Origin of the sequence: Xenorhabdus sp. BG5, assembly GCF_015163665.1 — a bacterium.
GTDB lineage: Bacteria > Pseudomonadota > Gammaproteobacteria > Enterobacterales > Enterobacteriaceae > Xenorhabdus.
This window is the reverse complement of sequence record NZ_JADEUG010000005.1, coordinates 127,638-149,341: the sequence shown is the minus strand read 5'-3', so window position 1 is coordinate 149,341 and position 21,704 is coordinate 127,638. Positions and strand designations below refer to the sequence as shown.

Annotated in this window: 15 protein-coding genes and 1 other annotated feature; all 15 genes read left to right on the top strand. The window is 38.5% G+C overall.

All coding sequences use genetic code 11. The features are described from left to right. Nucleotides 1-170 precede the first annotated feature (170 nt). The 15 genes from IQ209_RS04700 (at nucleotide 171) to btuC (ending at nucleotide 21,665) form a co-directional block, all read left to right on the top strand. Nucleotides 171-1,187, top strand: coding sequence for a hypothetical protein (locus IQ209_RS04700; protein WP_193849452.1), 1,017 nt, complete (start codon nucleotides 171-173; stop codon nucleotides 1,185-1,187). Between the two features lie 558 nt (nucleotides 1,188-1,745). Next, nucleotides 1,746-6,038: an inverse autotransporter beta domain-containing protein gene (locus tag IQ209_RS04695; protein WP_193849450.1), complete on the top strand. Its 4,293-nt coding sequence runs from the start codon at nucleotides 1,746-1,748 to the stop codon at nucleotides 6,036-6,038. 463 nt (nucleotides 6,039-6,501) lie between these two features. Then, the gene (locus IQ209_RS04690; RefSeq protein ID WP_193849448.1) at nucleotides 6,502-8,259 is read left to right on the top strand and encodes a hypothetical protein; all 1,758 of its coding nucleotides are present in this window, start codon (nucleotides 6,502-6,504) and stop codon (nucleotides 8,257-8,259) included. Nucleotides 8,260-8,380: 121 nt separating this feature from the next. Beyond that, nucleotides 8,381-10,084, top strand: a complete 1,704-nt coding sequence (locus IQ209_RS04685; RefSeq protein ID WP_193849446.1) for a hypothetical protein — start codon at nucleotides 8,381-8,383, stop codon at nucleotides 10,082-10,084. Between the two features lie 59 nt (nucleotides 10,085-10,143). Next, a complete protein-coding gene (locus IQ209_RS04680) occupies nucleotides 10,144-11,403 on the top strand; it encodes a hypothetical protein (protein ID WP_193849444.1) in 1,260 nt (419 codons plus the stop codon). A gap of 34 nt (nucleotides 11,404-11,437) precedes the next feature. Next, nucleotides 11,438-13,063 (top strand): hypothetical protein, encoded by a 1,626-nt coding sequence (locus IQ209_RS04675; RefSeq protein ID WP_193849442.1) that lies wholly within the window; start codon nucleotides 11,438-11,440, stop codon nucleotides 13,061-13,063. Nucleotides 13,064-13,415: 352 nt separating this feature from the next. After that, nucleotides 13,416-15,344 (top strand): threonine--tRNA ligase, encoded by a 1,929-nt coding sequence (gene thrS / locus IQ209_RS04670; RefSeq protein ID WP_193849440.1) that lies wholly within the window; start codon nucleotides 13,416-13,418, stop codon nucleotides 15,342-15,344. Nucleotides 15,345-15,347: 3 nt separating this feature from the next. Continuing rightward, the gene (gene infC / locus IQ209_RS04665) at nucleotides 15,348-15,887 is read left to right on the top strand and encodes a translation initiation factor IF-3 (protein ID WP_071827254.1); all 540 of its coding nucleotides are present in this window, start codon (nucleotides 15,348-15,350) and stop codon (nucleotides 15,885-15,887) included. Between the two features lie 94 nt (nucleotides 15,888-15,981). Next, nucleotides 15,982-16,179, top strand: a complete 198-nt coding sequence (gene rpmI, locus IQ209_RS04660) for a 50S ribosomal protein L35 (protein WP_006118955.1) — start codon at nucleotides 15,982-15,984, stop codon at nucleotides 16,177-16,179. Between the two features lie 43 nt (nucleotides 16,180-16,222). After that, nucleotides 16,223-16,579: a 50S ribosomal protein L20 gene (gene rplT, locus IQ209_RS04655; protein WP_010847342.1), complete on the top strand. Its 357-nt coding sequence runs from the start codon at nucleotides 16,223-16,225 to the stop codon at nucleotides 16,577-16,579. 107 nt (nucleotides 16,580-16,686) lie between these two features. Beyond that, nucleotides 16,687-16,809, top strand: a sequence feature (Phe leader region). Continuing rightward, on the top strand, nucleotides 16,688-16,735 hold the full coding sequence (gene pheM, locus IQ209_RS18710; protein WP_152669842.1) for a pheST operon leader peptide PheM: 48 nt from the start codon (nucleotides 16,688-16,690) through the stop codon (nucleotides 16,733-16,735). It overlaps the preceding feature by 48 nt. A gap of 81 nt (nucleotides 16,810-16,890) precedes the next feature. Beyond that, nucleotides 16,891-17,874, top strand: coding sequence for a phenylalanine--tRNA ligase subunit alpha (gene pheS / locus IQ209_RS04645; RefSeq protein ID WP_193849438.1), 984 nt, complete (start codon nucleotides 16,891-16,893; stop codon nucleotides 17,872-17,874). Between the two features lie 14 nt (nucleotides 17,875-17,888). Next, entirely contained in the window at nucleotides 17,889-20,276 is a 2,388-nt protein-coding gene (gene pheT, locus IQ209_RS04640; protein ID WP_193849436.1) for a phenylalanine--tRNA ligase subunit beta, read from the top strand. Nucleotides 20,277-20,280: 4 nt separating this feature from the next. After that, on the top strand, nucleotides 20,281-20,577 hold the full coding sequence (gene ihfA / locus IQ209_RS04635) for an integration host factor subunit alpha (protein WP_038233943.1): 297 nt from the start codon (nucleotides 20,281-20,283) through the stop codon (nucleotides 20,575-20,577). A 95-nt stretch (nucleotides 20,578-20,672) separates the two neighbouring features. Next, nucleotides 20,673-21,665 (top strand): vitamin B12 ABC transporter permease BtuC, encoded by a 993-nt coding sequence (gene btuC, locus IQ209_RS04630; RefSeq protein ID WP_193849434.1) that lies wholly within the window; start codon nucleotides 20,673-20,675, stop codon nucleotides 21,663-21,665. Nucleotides 21,666-21,704 lie beyond the last annotated feature (39 nt).

The window sequence follows — 21,704 nt, the reverse complement described above, 5'->3', positions numbered from 1 at the left end:
CAACAATATAAAATCACATAAAGTTTATTTAAAGGAATTAATGTTTGACTTAAGTTTTTGGATAAATAAGGAAAATAATAATTTTATGAATTTTATTGTCAAGAAATAAAAAAGTTAAGTGATTATGTCCTGAAGTTATATTTAATAAACACTCAATTAAGGAGTAATTCATGAAAGGTTTAGATAGTATAACTCTCTCTCCACCTACATTTCCACAGGCACATGGAACCGATACCATTAACATACACGATTTGCGTATAATGAATACTGAATATATATTAATGGAAGTGCCAAGATATGATGATGCTAAGACTGGTGATGAAATAGATGGATATCTTTATTTAAGTGATAATAATAGTGTGGTTATAAAAAACAGACCATACTCTGTTAGCCCAAGTACATTGCATACATCCCCATATACATTACTATTTCCTGTGGATGAAATTTCTAAATATGGTGCCTATCAAGCTAAGTATAAGATAATAAGTCATGGTAATGAACGTGAGTCACCAACAGTGAATATAAATCTTATATTTTTTGATTCATCTAGATTATCTGATTATATTCCTAGTGTTCCAGAAGCTACAGGCAAACAAGGCACCTTGCTGACAAAAGATGATTATTATCGGTTAGATCAGTTGAAAGTCATTGTGCCGGTTTATGAGGGCATGGCTCCTGGGCATACAGTCAAGGTCTTATGGAAAGGGCGTCGTAGTGATATTACATACGTGCCACCTGTTCAGACAGTAAATAATGTAGCACCGATGACATTCTATATTCCTCGTATGGAGTTTATTGACACTATTGGTGATACTGCTACGTTGCATTTTTCAGTAACAAGAACACCTGGTGATGTTGTTGAGTACTCAGGAGATTTACAGCTTGAGATTGAAGGGCAAACACTTAATTTACCTGCACCCAACCTTGAATACAATGATGATTCTATTCAAGTCATAATACGTTATCCTGATATGAGATTAAATCAGACAGTAAACATCCGGTTGGTAGGTCAGACAATGTGGCAAACTAATTATCAAGTACTTGACAATGTAGAACGGATAGCAATAGATATCCCTTATGATTGGGCACAAGAAAATAGCGGAAGACTGGTTCTGGTTGACTACGCTGTAGGTGATATATATGGAAGCAGAGATAGTTTCTCCCATATATTAAGACGAGTTTTATAACATATTAATTAAAATATAAAGAGTTATTCTAATCTCTAACAAGCCTCGTTTAAATTAACGAGGCTTGCTCTTGTTTTTGACTTGTTAAATATTTGGTAATAATCATTAGTGTTTCAATTGGTTATGTTATTAAAAATAGTTATCGAGTGATAACTATTTTTAATAACGCAAAAATAAAATAGACAACTAGTATCATAATAGGAGTAGATTCTAACCATTTGATGGATACGTATGAGCGTAACTAAAAAGCTGGGTTGATATCAAAATTTATAAGGTGTTTTTATTATGTTATCATATATTGGCAAGGGCACAGTCTTCTTCTTTTTTCTTTACTCATTATTGGTACCCTATACGATAACGCACACCTTTGCAGAGGGTAATCTAACCTATGCAAAAATATACACGCAAAAAAAAGATGACCAACATAATATAAATGTTCGGATTAACGAATCAAGTAAAAATTTTTTGAATTCGAATACGAGTAAAGAAACTAGATTTGAAAAAAACAGTCACCCCTCGAATTCCAGTACACCCAATGTTATTGCTAAAAACATCCAGATGGCAGGAAATATCCTATCATCCTCGCCTTCAGAACTGGCAGAGCAAGCCAAATCTTACGCGATAGGGCAGTTTAATAACACGGTATCTTCCGGTGCACAAAAATGGTTATCACAATTTGGTACTGTCAGAATTAATTTTGGATTCGATAAAAAGGGAGCGCTAAAAAACAATTCATTCGATCTGTTACTGCCACTTTATGATAATAAAGTAGATTGGTTGTTCTTTTCCCAACTGGGTTATCGCAACAAAGATAGCCGGGATACCATGAATGTAGGATTAGGTGGGCGTTATTTTTCTCAAAACTGGATGTATGGCCTGAATACCTTTTATGATTACGACCTGACAGGTAAAAATCAGCGTCTTGGTTTGGGCGGAGAAATAGGGGGAGACTACATTAAACTTTCCGCTAATACCTATTATCGTTTAACTAACTGGAAAGACTCACGGAATTTTGTCGGTTATTATGAACGTCCGGCTAACGGTTATGACATTAATGGGGAGTTTTTCTTACCTGTTTACCCTCATCTGGGGGCCAAACTGACCTATGAGCAGTATTTTGGCGATAACGTAACTTTATTCAATCGTGACACAAAACAGAAAAATCCTAACTTGGCTAAATTGGGGCTGACTTATACCCCAGTTCCGCTATTTACCCTGGGTGTAGATTATAAACGAGGAGGAAGTGGGCACAGCGAAACGCAGTTTTTGGCGAATTTTAACTATAAACTGGGTGTACCCCTGAGTGTGCAATTGTCGCCAGAAAATGTAGCGGCGGCGAGAACTTTAGCGGGAAGCCGTTATGATCTGGTAGAAAGAAATAATCATATTGTGCTTGAACACCAGAAAAAGCCGATTGCCCAATTATCGTTACCGGAAACGATTGTTGGATACAGTCAGGAGCAGCACGAGATTACGGTTAAATTATCGTCTAATGACTTTGTTAAGCAGATTCATTGGACAACGAACGAAGATTTTGAAAAAAACGGAGGGAAGTTCTCTTCTCACGTCGGTCACACTATAAAAATCACTCTGCCAACCTATTTATCCGGTGATAACCAGAATAACAATTACCCCATTTATGCCCTGGCTGAATTGGAAGATGGTCTAAAATCAGCGCCTGTTGCGATGCGCGTGATTGTCAGGCCCTTTATGCTGAAAAAACAGGAAGGGGATTATTTTACTCCTGCTGGGCCATTGCTTGCAACGGGGGATAAAAAGGATGGCTATACGTTTAATCCGGTGATTACCTTTGATACGGCTCATGGGACACCGATAAAAAATACCACTATCAGCCACGTTCAGTGGATAACCGATCCTAAAATCGGTACAGATACGGGATTGCAATTGCTTGACTGGGAAACATCAGACGCTGTAGCACTGGATGAAAAGGGTCATTTCAAACGCAAACCTGTCTTAATAAGTAGCCGGCCACATAAAGACGTCAAAGTATACCTGCAACTGAATAGCCAACCACCGCAGTTAGTGGGGGAGGTCAGTTTTGATAAAAATCCTGCCAGTTTCCACGTGGATAAAGTTGAAGTTTTACCGGCAGTACCGTCACAGGTAGCCAATGGTTCCCAGACTTATACCTACAGCGCTGTGGTATTAGATAGTGATAACCATCCAGTGAAAAATCAGAAAATCGCCAATGTGAATTGGAGTAAGGACAAAAACCATGATGGGCTTATTTGGAATCCATTAAATGGTGAAGCCCAAACAAATGGAGATGGAAAATTAACGGCAACCTTGGCCAGTACAGTGGAAATAAAAGATATTACGGTTTCACTCGCTATTGGCAGTCACAAACCTGTGCTGGCAGAACAGACAGTCTCTTTTACTGCGAGTACAGCGAAATATCATATTCATAACAGTACCGTAAATATAGACCAGGCGGGTTCTTTGATTGCGAATGGCAAGAATACTTATACCTATACGGCTGTCATCATTGATAGTCAGGGGAATAAAGCGAAGAATCAAAATATTGCTAATGTGAAGTGGAGCATTACGCGAAATGGTCAGGATGAGAGCCATAATAAAAATCTCATTTTTAATCATAGTGGGGATACAACGAATGGTGCGGGGCAATTGACCGCAACGTTAGCCAGTACAGTGGAGATAAAGGATGTCACGGTTTCACTGTCCATTGAAGGCCAACCGTCTATACCTGCACAACCACCGGTGACCTTTACTAAGGATACCCAAGATTATCGGATTAGCGGGGATATTCAGGTCAGCCCGTCAGGGACGTTAACGGCAGATGGTGCCCAAAAATATACCTATACGGCGGCTATTGTAGGTATTGGTGGAAAACTAGTTCGAGGAGGGGAAATTATTCATAATGCAACGTGGAAGATAGAGCATCCAGCTAACTCTAACGCTTATGGACTCGTGCTCGATCAATCAGATAAGACAATAGATGGCAAGGGGCAATTAACGGCAACCTTAACCAGCATTAAGGCAGTCAAGGGGGTTGTCGTTTCACTCACGGTGGGAAAACAACCGCCGGTTAAGGCAAAGCCACCAGTAGATTTCAAATCGGAACAAGTGTCAATAACACCGACACCACCAAGCCCAATATTGGTGGGTGAAAATTATACCCTGACCGTTAACGTTAAAGATGCTACGGGTAACAATCCGGAGCCTAATAAGCAAGTTAACTGGATCTTAAAAAATCCCAATCAAAAAGGAGTAACACTGAGTCCAACAAGCAGCACAACTCGGAGTGATGGGCGTGCTACCACAACATTGACCAGTACGCAGGCGCAAACAGTGACGGTAGAGGCTTCTGTCGAAGGCGTTGAAACAGCGGCGTCGGTGGATGTGGAATTCAAATGGCCAACTATTCATAAACCCACCGTTGCCGAAAAAACCGGCACCGTTCCGGCGGATGGAGATAAAGAGCCGCAACACGCTTATCACTATACTGCGCATGTGGTTGGTGCTGATGGTAAAACACCTTATACCGGGCAAGAGATTAAATTTAAGTGGCGGTTAAAATCGCAGGCGGGTGGTACTCCACAAAATACCTGGCTATCAGAGAAGGGAGAAGTGACTGCTCAATCTGATGGCACATTAAAAGTTCAACTGCTTAGCAGTGAGAAAAATCCGGTAGTGACAGGTGCCATCGTGTGTCTTGCTGCTGTTGATGAAAAATCTGTTGAGATCTCTGAAACAGAACAGTGTGCTGATCCTGTGGATTTTGAAGCGGAAAATTTAAAGATAGTCAGTCTTGATGTTGCGTTTGATCCTAAGCATCCCATAAAGGGGGGAAGTAGTGGACATTATACCTATACGGCGAAAGTGGTTAAGGCTGACGGTAAAACATTACCTGATGGGTATAAGGTAGATGCTAACTGGATTCTGGATCCTGCCCCTGAAAACTATAATGGGCAGAAAGAATGGAAAATTGAACCTAACAATATAGTAAAAAATGGTCAAATTACGGCCATCCTAAGCAGCCAGGTGGGTATTGGTGATATTAATAATGGTCAAGTCACTGACGGTCTGAACGTAAAATTAGAAGTACCAGCAGGAAGGGGGAAAACGACTTCTAATCCGGCAAATCAACAAGTTGCATTTGACGTAGTATCGCAACCCGCGGGAATTGTTGTCTATACCAAAGAAGCTGATAATGTAACAATTAAGAAGAGTAAAATATTTGAAGATCAACTCAGACCTAGTAATGCATTTGGAAATATGTATGCACAATTGTATGACTTGTCGATAAAGGAAAAGATTCTGGATAAAGGAGGAGAAATAATTTCTACCGAAGGCTTTGGTAGTGGTATTAATGACATTGGGTCCATAGATCTGACTACAGGAGAGATAACTCTGGGCACTTTTCATAAGGCTAAGGTGGATACATCTATAACGATTAAAAGAACCAATAAGGCTAAATATGCTTATAATTATTCTTTTTTTATTAAAAAATACATACAGCCTGCATCTAGGTACCCAGGAGTTATGAAACAGGATAGTGAGCAAGAGGATATTTCATGTCAGGATCCGCGTTTACCAACTTTGCGTAATATTAATGAACTTGATGTAGGTATCAACGGAACTGATAGTTACTCCTTGCAAAATGAATTTTCAGACAGCTATTCTTGGGGGCTTCTTGATTATATTACATCACCACCTCCAGTGACTCCAAACATCCTTGGGAAATATTCGAATAACAGTCTGAGCAATAGTGGGAATTTTATCTATAATACCCAAGAAAACAAACAGGTGGTTAGTGCTAATGATTCTAAGGGTTATGTGCTTTGTGTTGGGAGTTATTTTTCTTATTAGTTTAAAAGTGCAGGACTTCGATATATTCTAAAAATATTTTCCATATTTGTGTCGGGGTATTCTCAGATAACAGTATTTTAAATGTTCTGTAAATATAGGTGGCCGCAATGTGCAGTTGCGGCTTGGTTATCTTCTTTTTAATTGTCTTTTTTTATTTTGCGCTATTAAAAATGCAATCCCTCCTTTTGTATCGGTGTTAAATAATTTCATGAGGAGAAAACTTTTAATCTAAATGTTTCTTGAGTAAATATAATTTAGTTATCAGGTGATAACTATTTTTCATTATCTAAATTTGGATTGATTATTTAATCTGTTTTCGATTATTATTCTATTGTTAAGCATAAAACAATATACTTAATTAAAATCATTTGGCTGAACTAATTTTAGTTGATATTATCAGTTGTTTTAGTGCTTTATTGAAATAATAACAAAATATAATAAATTTAATTAATGAGGTTCCAAAATGAAAATTGAAGAAGACCTTGTAGTAAAAACTCTTCCCCAGAATGATTATACTGTTACTGCAACAATACCTGACCAATCTGATATTATTGTGGGACAAACTAGTTATATATCAATAATTGCATCAGGAGTACCAGGTAAAATAAGAAATATTAAGAATGTAACAATAGAACTTGATCGGGATATAGTTAATTTAGTTAAATGGAAGACTGAGAAATCATGGTTGGCATCAGGTAATGTTGGGGATGTAATGATCCGTTTGACGGTTGATAATAATCTAAATGAACTGCAGCATAAAGAGATTATTTATACTGTTAAACTTTGGGCTGACGAGAAAGGGACTCAAGCAGTATCGAATTACACGCCGCTGAAATTCACATATAATGTAAAGAGAGTTGATCGCGATACTGTTATTGTATTAAATACTGATAATGAATATATTCAACCTCCGGAAAAGGATAATCCGGTAAAAGCTGGGAATGAAAATATTATATATTCTGGTTTACTTGTTGATAATAAAAAAAAGATTCTTAAAAATACCCAAGTTATAGTCGTATCTTCATTAACGGATCAAATATACTCTGACAACCCTGATCAGGTTCTTATTAATATAGGAACAGTGCCAGATAGTAGTAACCCTACACCTAAACCAATACCAACTAGTAGAGACAATGGGGTCGACTATTTTGTTATTAATAGTGATGATGGTGGTAATATAAAATTTAGTGTATATCCCAAAAAAAATATAGCTGGAAGGATTGATTTTAAAACAGGAATATTAGGTGTAACTACTTTGAGTTATTCTGCATCTGTATATATCTTTAGTAACACGAATACAAGTGATGATCCATTTGGCCCATCATCACCAAATATATATAATGTAGATCAACTTGGAAAACTTCAAAAAATTCCAGGCTCTAAAGCTATGCAGGTCGGAATTTCTCCGTATATTGGACATCAAAAGACGGATGCTTTGATATTTTTTATGCAAGGGTATGAATCAAACGATGAACCAATTCAACTGAAACCTATATATAAGCTTGATAATATAGACAGTCTGGATGGAAATCCTTTTAATTTTACATATGACCAGCTACCATTTGATAAGCCTATGCAGCTTTATTACCTGATAGCTCCTGCCAGCCAGGATTCTCTCTATTCCATGTCATCAAACTTTATGTATGTTGGTGAGCTATCCGATGGTGATGATAACAATGATAATGATGGGGTTTATACACCCGTTGAGGTATACTCCAGTTATTCACTATCACCGTTTGATCTCAAAAATAAAAATGATAATGATCGTATGTATGACAATCGTCTGGTCACTCTAGATACGATAAATCAATATGTAAAAGAAAGTAGTACTATAACAAAAACTGATCCAGTTGGTTTGTATGTCGTGATAAAAATAGCTAAAGATATGACTGAGTATGCGAAGGGATTTCCTATGTTAAACTCTATTTGTACTTTAACGATTAATATCAATTCTGCCACAAGACAGGAGAATAAATCTTATCCACCAATCACACTGACAGATAATACTAATTACTATCAAGTTGTGAAGATTCCATATTGTGATTTAACTCGGGCTCGGGGATGGGAAGACGGTATGCTGGCAAAACTGTCGTTTGTCTACTCAATTACATACGAAGGAGTAACAACGAAAAGCAAAGAATGGAAAGCTACAATAGGCACGGCAAATACGGGTTCTGATATAAATGATGATGGTTGTCCCTGCGACGATAATGGCAGTTAAAATTCAAACTATCTCAATATATACTGATAAAAAATATTAATTTAACAGAGATATCTACATTATCCATTCATATAGATGATGTAGATATTATCTTTAATTTAAAATATAAAGGTAAATAATAATGATTATAATAAATAATACAGAGGTAATAGATAATTCATGTACATCTGGTGAACTTTGTGTATCTATACCGAACGGAGCTGATGTTATTATTGGGCAAACTTGTTACTTAACCGTATCACTTACTGCTGATTCAAATTTGATTTCTAGTATTGATAGCATTTCAATCGAGGCCGACAAAAATTATCTAACTGTAGAAAATAAGAATAATTGGACGGTATCAGAAAATAAAAATTCTGGTAGTGCTGTAGTTTTATTGCATATAAATAGCAATTTACCATCAGATATGTCAATTAAATATACAGTTCATGCAATGTCAAGTACTGGTTATATTAATGAAATTAAATCATTAGAAATAGAGTATACAACTAAGAAAGTGGATCCGACAAGCCTTATTGCCTTAACTGCTAATAATGAATACATTGAGCCACCAACAGAAGATAACCCTGTTGGCACTGGTAATTCGTATGTTACATATACTGGTAAGTTATTGGATCATAACAATAATCCATTAAGAAATACACAAATTTTGGTATCATCAGAACAACCGGGTAAAATTTTTTCTCATGATCAAAATAAGACACTTGTGAATATAGGTACAGAACCCAAAGATGGAGAACTGTCTCAAAAAATCATAACACACAGTCAGAGTAGTCTTGATTTTTTTGCTATTAATAGTGATATTCATGGAAATATAAAATTTCGCGTTTATCCAGTACGGGATACTTCTGTCAGGATTGATTTTGATACTCAAATATTGAATTTAACTCCTGTTAATTATGCAGCATCTATATATGTTTTTAATGCTATACGTAGCTCATTATTTGGTCCAAATGCGCCAAGAATATCAGGAATAAAAAATGGGAAGATTGAAAAAATATCTGATGCTAAAGGCATAGAGGTACATGTAGCTTCTTATCCTGGTGGTAAGGATACCGATTCTTTAATATTTTTTATGCAAGGGTTTAATCAAAATGATAAACCAATTCAACTTAAACCTATATATAGGATTGATAACATAGCCAGCCTGGATACAATTCCTTTTTATTTTACATATGATCAGTTACCACTTAATAAACCTATGAAGCTTTATTATTTGATTGCTCCTGAAAATCAAGAATACAGCTATTCTATGACCGAAATGTTCACATATATTGGTGAACAAAAAGACTCATCTAACAACGAAGTCTACGATAAAGTTAAAGTATATACCAGCCATGCAACACTTCCCATTGATGTATATAGTGAAGTAAATGAAACCGTTGAGTGGCATGGCATTATCCTAAGTATGATAAATCGTAACAAAAAACCGGGTCAAAGTGCCAAGGGGGTGACAGGGTTATATGTAGTGATTATGGGAACGAATGATCAAAATAATAAAAATCTACCACAACTCGGTAGCACGGGATATTTGAATGTTTATATCAAAACACCAACATCCAGAAATACTCATAAAAGTTATCAGTTTTCGTTATCTACTGCTGATTCTGGAAAACAAACCGGTCATGTTGTAGTTAATATCCCATACTGTGACATTAACCGCGCTGGGCCTTCATTCTCCAAAGGGTTAGGGACACTTTCTTTTGATTACTATATCGAAAATAGCGATGGTTCTAAAACGTATAGTAAAAAATGGACTACTCAAATTAATACCGTATTACCAAACCAGGCTCATGATGATAATGATGGATGTGATCCTTTATAAAAAAACTGTCAACTATTGTATTTTGATATAATAAAAAATCTTTGAGATAAGGAAATGATATGAAAAATAATCTATCAATCGATGAAAGATCTATATCAATATATTTTGAAAAAGAATTCTTGCAAATATTAGATTATGATAGTACTCCACCTAATGGTGATTGTATTAAGGCAATTGCATTAGTCAGAAATAAAGAAGGAAAACCATTACCGAATGTTTCCGTTGATATCCTTGAGAAAAAAGGTGCTTATTTTGGATTGGTTAGTATTTATCATTCCGATAAAGAAAAACCTGTCGAAATTAAAAGCCTTTCTTCTGATCAGAAATACTTTTCTATCACTTCAGATAAAAATGGAGAGTTAATTTTTTATATTTATCCTAAAAAATCAACTTCAGTAATATTTCAAGTTGATTCTATAATATTGGATATAACAGAGCGTATATCTTCAAAAAATAAAGTATATATTATAGATAACAATAAAGAAGACTTGAATCTCTCTCCTCTTGTCATAAGCGAGGATAATAGCAGTCTTTTGGTAGATCCTAATTCGAATGTCTTTAACGTTTTAATTCAGAATTATCCTGGTGCTAAGAGAAATGATACAATACTATTTTTCATTAACAAACAATATGTGCAAAAATCATTTCTTGTTCAAGAGGTTAATGAATTAGGCAATAATAGCTATGTGATATTCCCTTATAATATGCTTAGAGTGAATGAACTTGCTAATTTTTCTTATACTGTTGTGGACAGATTGAGAACAGTACGATCTTCATATCCACAAGGTATAATATATCCTGGAGGAGGGTATAATCAGCCAATTGACAATTTAGCAAGAATATATGATGGTTGTATAGTTTACAATAGTTATGGTTATCATGATGATAAAAACATTATTCATGATACAATTCACGAAAAAGATATAGATAATAAATGTAATAATTCACATCATGAAGCGTTATTCGTTAAAATAATTGGAACGAGTGATTATAAAGATAAAACAAAAGTTCCACTTGGTGCTGAAGTGAAATTAAACTTATATGTTAATAATTATCCCAATACCATTTACCAGTCTAAAGTAAAGATAATGCCAACTCAACCAGATAATGGTAATACAGCAACATTATTGTTTGGTATTCCTTTTAGTTATGTTAGCCATATAGAAAATGGAGATATTTATCTTGATTTTCAAGTTAATTATTATGGCGATATTTCTTATGGCAAGATTTGGCAAGCCAATGTTTATACAGTAAGGCCGGGAGGAGAAGTTAGCGGAGATGCTTGTCCTGACGGTAAAACTTGGTCTGGTATATACTAACTTCATCAAGAAAGAATTATAAAAGAGGTGAAATATGTTGGAAAGTGATAAAGATCTGATTTTGTCAAATGACGATTTAATTTTATCTGTTAAAAATGGAGCTGATGTTGCTATTGGTCAAAAATTTTACCTTGATATCGGAATACCAAAAGGAAAAATTTCTCAATCCCTTAATATAGGAATAAAGGATTCTAAGGGTTTTGAAAGTATAAAGATAATTAAAACAATTAATACCCAACAAAATCGTGAATCATATAACATGGTCCTTTCATGTACTGTTAAAGGAAGCGATTCAATAACAATGGGAGAAGAAATACATTTTACACTCACAGGTATTGATAAGGTAATAAAATATTATGCAAAGGATTTAGTTCAAAGTTCAATCCAATTGAAGAAAAATAAAAGTATTTGTGCAACACCAAATAACAACGATGTAGATGATAATGAGGAACATTATATAAGTTACGATACGATGTTATTTGATACTAATGGTCAATTACTTAAAAATACTCCCATCAATATTTATTCTGAAATTAATGAGGATATAGAAAGAAAAATCATAATTACTTCCGAGCCTGATGGAGTAGGTCAAAAATACCAAATTATCAAACCAACGAAATATGAGGGGAAAACTCAATTAATTATTAATAGTGATAAAGATGGGAAAGTCAATTTCCGTGTTTATCCTGTTATGGATACACCTGTTATTATAGATTTAATTAGTCAAGTCGAAGGAGTTGCTGAATATCATTCTGGTAGCATATATATGATTTCTGTTGTCCCGCCTAGTCGTGATAACTCACTTAATCCGCCAGATATCCCTGAACTAGAAGGAGATTCATTAGAAGGCGATGGACGTCAATTATTTGAAGCGGAGATTGATTCCTATCCTAATGCATCCAGGACCGATAATATTTTATTTTTCAACAAAAAAAAGAAAGATGGTTCTTTTGATCCAGAAGGATTAATATTTCCAGTCAAAAAGATTTCCGATGTTTTGGGGGATATGGATTCAGAAGATTATAATTATACATTTTTGATGCGAAGAGATATTTTCCCATATGGGAAAGATTCAATGCTTTATTATATAATAGCACCAAGTTTTGGTAATAGCATGTATTCAGATGTTAGAGGTGTTACATATATAGGTGGTGAGCTCACCAGGCCTAATGAGAATGTCAAAAGAATATATAATATGCCGATGATTTTCTCAAGTTTTGCTGATATAAAGCAAGATCCTAAACTTGAACATTCAGATGATGAAGAAAAGCCAAATAATGAGGATATCATTCAAAGAGATGTATCTAATTATGCTGTAAGTGGGTGTCAGTTATATGTGAAAATTTTGTGTACTAATGATGAAAATGATCTCTCTTATCCTCTTTGGGGAAAAGAAATATATTTAAGAATGTATGTTGAATCAGCGAATCAGAATTTTAATAAGATATTTCCAGTTGTTGCTCCTCATATTCCAGATAAACCAGGAGGAAAATTATCGACGGTCATTGTTAAAATTGATTCACCAGAACTTAATGATGTGAAAGGATATGTGACTGGTGGGGCCGGAAAGATTTGCTTTGAATATTATATCATTGATCCAGTGACTCATGAAAAGATACATAGTAATTATTGGGAAAATGAAATCATAACAACTGATTAATATTCACAATTATAATTAGGCTGCCTCTATATTGAAAAAATTTAGTATAATATATAGATATAGCCTTTTTGTTTATTATTTATTGCAGTTTCCAATTTACGTTAAGGAATATATTTACATGGAGGTAGTTTAAATATATTCCCACAGAGCTATTTTAGCACCGACTCTGTGTGCTAGTATGTCGAGCGAGTTAGGGCAAATGTACAGGATACATTTCGAAAATGTGACCTTAAATCTGTACACATCTTGCGGAGTGAAGCAAGGATTTGTTCCTAACGTATTGATTAATAATAAATTTTGTTTAATACAAGTGATCTTTCGTGTGGGTCACCACTGTACATAAGGATTTTAAATGCCTGTAATTACTCTTCCTGACGGTAGTCAACGTCAATTTGAGCATGCTGTTTCCGTAATGGATGTGGCTCGTGATATCGGTGCTGGTTTGGCAAAAGCGTGTATTGCTGGCCGTGTTAATGGAGAATTGGTTGATGCTTGCGAATTAATCGAGACCGATTCCAATCTTGCCATTATTACCAGTAAGAATGAAGAAGGTTTGGAAATTATCCGTCATTCATGTGCACATTTGTTGGGCCATGCAATCAAGCAGTTGTGGCCCGATACGAAAATGGCTATCGGTCCTGTTATTGACAATGGTTTCTACTATGACGTCGATTTAGATCGCTCTTTGACACAGGAAGATATCGAGCTGCTTGAGAAACGCATGCTGGAACTTGCGAAAAAAGACTACGATGTCATCAAGAAAAGGGTTGGCTGGCAAGAAGCGCGTGACACATTTGCAGCTCGCGGTGAAGAGTATAAGATCCAGATTCTGGACGAAAACATTAGTCGTGATGATAGCCCAGGTCTGTATCACCATGAAGAATACGTTGATATGTGCCGTGGGCCGCATGTTCCTAACATGCGTTTCTGTCATCATTTTAAACTGCAAAAAGTTGCAGGGGCATACTGGCGCGGCAATAGTGACAACAAAATGTTGCAGCGTATTTATGGTACTGCATGGGCTGATAAGAAACAGCTTAATGCCTACTTACAGCGTTTGGAAGAAGCAGCAAAACGCGATCACCGTAAAATTGGTAAGCAGCTTGACCTGTATCATATGCAAGAAGAAGCACCAGGTATGGCGTTTTGGCATAATGACGGCTGGACAATTTTCCGTGAATTAGAAACTTTCGTTCGCACAAAGCTCAAAGAGTACCAATACCAGGAAGTAAAAGGCCCCTTCATGATGGACCGTATTCTGTGGGAAAAAACCGGGCACTGGGAAAACTATAAAGAAAACATGTTCACAACTTCATCGGAAAACCGCGAATATTGCGTAAAACCGATGAACTGCCCAGGCCATGTTCAGATTTTCAACCAAGGGTTGAAATCTTATCGTGACTTGCCGTTGCGTATGGCTGAATTTGGTAGCTGTCATCGTAACGAACCCTCTGGCGCTTTACATGGTTTGATGCGTGTACGTGGTTTTACTCAAGATGATGCGCATATTTTCTGTACTGAAGATCAGATCCTTCAAGAAGTCAGTAGCTGTATCAACATGATTTATGATGTGTACGGTACATTTGGCTTTGAGAAGATTGTTGTTAAATTATCAACTCGCCCGGAAAAACGTATTGGTACGGAAAAACAGTGGGATGAAGCAGAAGCGGATCTTGCTGAAGCATTAACTCAAAACGGCATTGAATTTGAATATCAGCCGGGTGAAGGGGCATTTTATGGCCCTAAAATTGAATTTACTCTATATGATTGTTTGGATCGTGCGTGGCAATGTGGTACTGTGCAACTCGATTTTTCACTGCCAGCACGCCTGAGCGCGTCATATGTAGGGGAAAATAACGAACGTAAGGTTCCTGTCATGATTCACCGTGCAGTTCTGGGATCGCTGGAACGGTTTATCGGTATCCTGACAGAAGAGTATGCTGGGTTTTTCCCAACATGGTTGGCACCTCAGCAGGTCGTCGTTATGAATATTACTGATGGCCAGTCAGATTATGTACAGGAATTGGTTAAAAAACTTCAAGATGCAGGCATTCGTGCAAAAGCAGACTTGAGAAATGAGAAGATTGGTTTTAAAATCCGTGAACATACTCTGCGTCGTGTGCCTTATATGCTTGTATGTGGCGACAAAGAAGTCGAATCAGGAAAAGTATCCGTTCGTACTCGCCGCGGCAAAGATTTAGGTAGCATTGAGGTCAGTGAGTTTACAGAAAAACTGCTGACAGAAATACGCAGTCGCAATCTTCACCAATTGGAGGAATAAGGTATTAAAGGCGGAAAAAGAATTCAACCGGCGCGCCCAAATCGCATTAATGAAGAGATTCGCGCCTCTGAAGTTCGTTTAACTGGATTAGATGGCGAACAGATTGGTATTGTCAGTCTGAGAGAAGCTCTCGAAAAAGCTGAGGAAGCTGGTGTTGATTTAGTTGAAATCAGCCCAAATGCCGAACCGCCGGTTTGTCGTATTATGGATTACGGCAAGTTCCTCTATGAAAAGAGTAAGTCAGTCAAAGAACAGAAAAAGAAACAAAAGGTTATTCAGGTTAAGGAAATTAAATTCCGTCCTGGTACAGATGAAGGCGACTATCAGGTCAAACTACGCAACCTGATTCGTTTTCTGGAAGATGGCGATAAAGCCAAAATCACCCTGCGTTTCCGTGGGCGTGAAATGGCACACCAGCAGATTGGTATTGAGATGCTTAACCGTATCCGTGACGATCTGAGTGAACTGGCTGTGGTTGAATCCTTCCCATCGAAGGTTGAAGGCCGCCAGATGATCATGGTGCTTGCTCCTAAGAAGAAATAGTCAGGCAAACAAGTAATGGGCTCCAGTCAATTCTGGCTGGAGTCTATTCGCCTTACTAGTTCGTTGTAATTAACAATGCGAAGTGGAAATTAAAATGCCAAAGATTAAAACAGTACGCGGCGCAGCTAAACGCTTCAAAAAAACCGCAAGCGGCGGTTTCAAGCGTAAGCACGCTAACCTTCGTCACATTCTGACTAAAAAATCAACCAAGCGTAAGCGTCATTTACGTCCAAAAGGCATGGTCTCCAAAGGTGATCTGGGCCTGGTTGTTGCTTGTCTGCCATACGCATAAGCAAATTTTTTAGATTAGAACTCAGAGACGATAGGAGAAGTATATGGCTCGCGTAAAACGTGGTGTTATTGCCCGTGCACGTCACAAAAAAATTCTGAAACAAGCGAAAGGTTACTACGGTGCTCGTTCGCGCGTTTACCGTGTTGCTTTCCAGGCTGTTATTAAAGCTGGTCAGTACGCTTACCGTGACCGCCGTCAGCGTAAACGTCAATTCCGTCAACTGTGGATTGCACGTATCAACGCTGCTGCACGTCAGAACGGCATGTCTTACAGCCGTTTCATCAATGGCCTGAAAAAGGCTTCGATTGAAATCGACCGTAAGATCCTGGCTGATATCGCTGTATTCGACAAAGTAGCATTTGCTGCTCTGGTTGAAAAAGCGAAGGGCGCTCTGGCATAAGTCAGTTTAAAAGAGGGAGCTTGCTCCCTCTTTTACTTTTTTCCAAAAGATTATTAGATACTATCTGCGATCAGTAAATGCAAGAAGGGTACAGGAGAAAGAACGCAAATGATAAAGTTAGCCTTTTTTCGTTTCTTTTTTTACTTTAGCACCTGAAATCAGGGGGCTTCGCGCGTAAGAAAAGAAACGAAAAATAGCGCTTGAGCCTCCAGTGTGGAGGCTTTTTTATTTTTATGGCCTCATTCATCGATATCATGAGGACATAGTCGATAACAACTAAAGGGCCATCAGGCCAAAGGAAGAGGAAAACGATGTCACATCTTACTGAGCTGGTTGCAAAGGCAAAAACAGCCGTGGAAGAAGCCCAGGATGTTGCCGCGTTGGATTTGGTGCGAGTTGAATACCTGGGAAAAAAAGGCCATTTAACCCTCCAGATGTCATCGCTGCGTGACTTACCAGCCGAAGAACGTCCAGCGGCAGGGGCTGTTATTAATCAGGCGAAACAAGAAGTTCAAGAAGCTTTGAGTGCGCGTAAGGCAAAGCTGGAAGCTGACATTCTGAATGCGCGTTTGTCAGCAGAAAAAATCGATGTGTCATTGCCAGGCCGTCGTATGGAAAATGGTGGCTTGCACCCTGTTACCCGCACGATTGAACGTATTGAAACTTTCTTTGGCGAGTTGGGCTTTTCTGTTGAATCAGGCCCGGAAATCGAAGACGACTATCATAATTTTGATGCTCTGAACATTCCTGCACACCATCCTGCGCGTGCTGATCACGATACTTTCTGGTTTGATGCGACGCGTTTGTTGCGTACCCAGACTTCTGGGGTACAGATCCGCACCATGAAAGAGCGTCAGCCGCCAATCCGTATCATTGCGCCAGGTCGTGTATACCGTAACGATTATGATCAGACACATACTCCAATGTTCCATCAGGTAGAAGGGCTGATCGTTGATAAAAATATCAGCTTTACCAACCTGAAAGGCACATTGCATGACTTTTTGAATAACTTCTTTGAAGAAGATATGCAGATACGTTTCCGTCCTTCTTATTTTCCGTTTACAGAACCTTCCGCAGAAGTTGATGTGATGGGTAAAAATGGGAAATGGTTAGAAGTTTTGGGTTGCGGTATGGTGCATCCTAACGTATTACGCAATGTTGGTATTGATCCTGAAATCTATTCTGGTTTTGCCTTTGGCATGGGAATGGAGCGTCTGACCATGCTGCGTTATGGTGTTACAGATTTGCGTGCATTCTTCGAAAATGATTTACGTTTCCTCAAACAATTTAAATAAGGCGGGTATATCTCATGAAATTCAGTGAACTCTGGTTACGCGAGTGGGCAAACCCAGCCATTAATAGTGAAGCATTGTCTGATCAAATCACCATGGCGGGTTTGGAAGTTGATGGTGTTGAAAAAGTGGCAGGTCAATTCCACGGTGTATTTGTTGGTGAAGTTGTTGAATGTGGGCAACATCCAAATGCAGATAAGTTACGTGTCACAAAAGTTAATGTTGGTGGCGAACGCCTGTTGGATATTGTCTGTGGTGCACCTAATTGCCGTCAAGGGCTGCGTGTCGCTGTTGCTACAGTAGGTGCTGTGCTGCCAGGTGATTTTAAAATTAAGCCAGCGAAATTGCGTGGCGAGTCGTCAGAAGGCATGCTGTGTTCATTTGCTGAACTAGGTATTGCAGACGATCATGATGGCATTATTGAACTGCCAGCAGATGCTCAGATTGGTGTTGATCTGCGTGATTACATGAAATTGGACGATAATGCGATTGAAATCAGCATTACACCAAACCGCGCTGACTGCCTGAGCATCATGGGGGTTGCTCGTGATGTTGCGGTTATCAATAAATTGTCCATGACAGAGCCAAAAATCGAAGCAGTTAAACCAACTACAGATGCAACATTCCCTATTCGTGTTGATGCTCCTGAAGCCTGTCCGCGCTATTTGGGGCGTGTGATCAAGAATGTGAACGTCAAGGCAATCACTCCGCTGTGGATGCGCGAAAAACTGCGTCGTGGTGGAGTTCGTTCCATTGATCCGGTTGTTGATATTACCAACTATGTTTTGCTTGAATTGGGCCAACCATTGCACGCGTTCGATTTAGCACGTTTGAATGGTTCAATTATTGTGCGTTTTGCAGAGCAAGGTGAAAAACTCACTCTGCTAGATGGTAATGAAACCGAACTTTCTGCTGAAACACTCATTATTTCTGATGAAAAACAACCAGTTGCCATGGCGGGAATTTTTGGCGGTGAATATTCTGGTGTTAATGCAGAAACACAGCATATTATGCTAGAATGTGCATTCTTTGCACCACTGGCAATTACTGGCCGTGCTCGTCGTTATGGTTTGCACACCGATGCTTCTCACCGTTTTGAACGTGGTGTTGATCCACAGCTTCAGCATAAAGCGATGGAATATGCCACTCAATTGTTGATCGACATTTGTGGGGGAGAAGCTGGTGAAATTGTTGATGTTACTAGCGAATCTTACTTACCAAAACCCGCGATGATTACGCTTAATCGCAATAAATTGGATCGCTTGATTGGTCATCATGTTGCTGATGAACAAGTCACAGATATCCTGACGCGTTTAGGTTGCCAGGTCACTGTCCAGAATGGAAGCTGGCAAGCTGTTGCACCTGGCTGGCGTTTTGATATGCAAATTGAGGAAGATCTTGTTGAAGAGGTCGCCCGTATTTACGGTTATAACAACATTCCTGACGTTCCAGTGCGTGCAGATCTGATTATGACTTCACATCGTGAAGCTGATTTGCCACTGAAAAGGGTTAAAACCATGTTGGTGGACAGAGGTTACCAAGAAGCGATTACTTACAGCTTCGTTGATCCTAAGATTCAGAAATATCTTCATCCGCAGGAAGAAGCGTTAATTTTGCCTAATCCAATTTCGGTGGATATGTCTGCAATGCGTTTGTCCTTGTTGACAGGATTATTGACTACTGTTGCCTATAACCAGAACCGTCAGCAAAACCGTGTCCGTTTATTCGAAACAGGGTTGCGTTTTGTGCCGGATGAAAATGCGGAACATGGAATTCGGCAGGAATTAATGCTTGGTGGCGTTATTGCAGGAAACCGTTTCGAAGAGCACTGGTCGATTGAAAAACAAGCAGTTGATTTTTTTGATTTGAAGGGTGATTTAGAATCTGTTTTAGAATTGACAGGTAAACTGTCTAACATTTCCTTTAAGGCAGAAGAACATCCTGCTTTACATCCTGGACAAAGTGCTGGGATTTATCTGGAAAATAAATACATTGGTTATATCGGTGTTGTTCATCCAGAACTGGAGCGTAAACTTGACTTAAACGGCCGTACCGTGGTATTCGAGTTATTATGGACTGGTCTGGTAGACTGCGTGATCCCTGAGATGAAGGAAGTTTCTCGCTTCCCATCTAACCGTCGTGATATCGCCATTGTTGTGCCTGAAAATGTAGCCGCAGAAGATGTTCTGGTTGAATGTAAGAAAGTTGGCGTAAATCATATAGTTGGCATAAACTTATTTGACGTGTATTGTGGTAAAGGTGTCGCGGAAGGCTACAAGAGCCTTGCTATTAGCTTAATCTTGCAGGATACCATGCGTACACTGGAAGAAGAAGAAATTGCTGCGACCGTCAACAAATGCGTTGCTGCACTAGAACAGCGATTCCAAGCATCCTTGAGGGACTGAACTTATGGCGCTTACTAAAGCTGAAATGTCAGAAAATCTGTTTGAGAAACTGGGTATTAGCAAGCGTGACGCTAAAGATCTGGTAGAAATGTTCTTTGAAGAAGTTCGTCGTTCTTTGGAGAATGGGGAGCAAGTGAAACTATCTGGATTTGGCAACTTTGATTTGCGAGACAAAAATCAACGTCCAGGCCGTAATCCAAAAACAGGTGAAGATATTCCGATTACGGCTCGCCGTGTTGTCACTTTTCGCCCTGGTCAAAAACTGAAAAACAGAGTGGAAAAAGCGTTACCCAAAGAATAAATACATAAAAAGGCCGCATCTTGCGGTCTTTTTCTTATCTTCTCTTTCCATTGAGTGCAATGGAAAGAATGCTTATTTCCTAAATGGCCTCACACATGCGCTCTGTTTATGAGTTGATCACTTATCAGAGAAAACGGAACTATCGGGTGATAGCGGTTTTGTCTGTTTTATTCGTTATTCTGTTTATTTTGTCATTATGTGCCGGTGAAATCTGGTTTTGGCCTGATCAATGGTTATCGGAGTCAGCCCAGTTGTTTATTTGGCAGTTGAGATTGCCTAGGGTGATTGCTGTGATGGTGATTGGTGCGAGCTTAGCCCTGTCAGGAGCAATTATGCAGGCGCTGTTCGAAAACCCATTGGCGGAGCCGGGATTGCTTGGGATCAGTAATGGTGCTGGTGTTGTAGTGGTATGTTTAATACTTATCTTTCATGGCATTGCGCCATTGTGGCTATTAAGTGTTGGCGCGGTATTTGGGGCATTTTTCATGACTGCTATTTTGCTGGGATTTTCCAGAAAGCACCAAGTGACTAATACCCGCCTGTTATTGATTGGCGTTGCTTTTGGGGTGATCTTTGGTGCCTTGATGACATGGATGGTCTATTTCAGTACTAGTTTAGATCTCCGGCAGTTGATGTATTGGATGATGGGAAGTTTCAGTGGCGTTGATTGGCGTCAAAAATGGCTGATTGTTGCACTGCTTCCCGCTGTCTTATGGTTAAGCAGCAAAGGTAACATTTTGAATTACCTCTCTCTTGGGGAGTTACAGGCTCGGCAACTGGGTGTGTCTCACCATAAATGGCGTAATGTATTTGTATCGGTCATTGGATTATTAGTTGGTTTGAGTGTTGCCCTTGCGGGAGCAATCAGTTTTATCGGTTTGGTTATTCCCCATATCTTGAGATTGATTGGTTTGACTGATCATAAGGCATTACTTCCGGCCAGTGCATTGGCTGGAAGCAGTGGTTTACTGCTGGCAGATTTAGTTTCCCGTCTGTCATTATCCCATGCAGAAGTGCCAATAGGCGTTGTCACCGTAACTTTAGGCTCCCCCATTTTTATATGGCTGTTATTAAGAACACGTCACTAATAATAAATATCGAACTTGCCTGTTAATGTAAGATAAGGA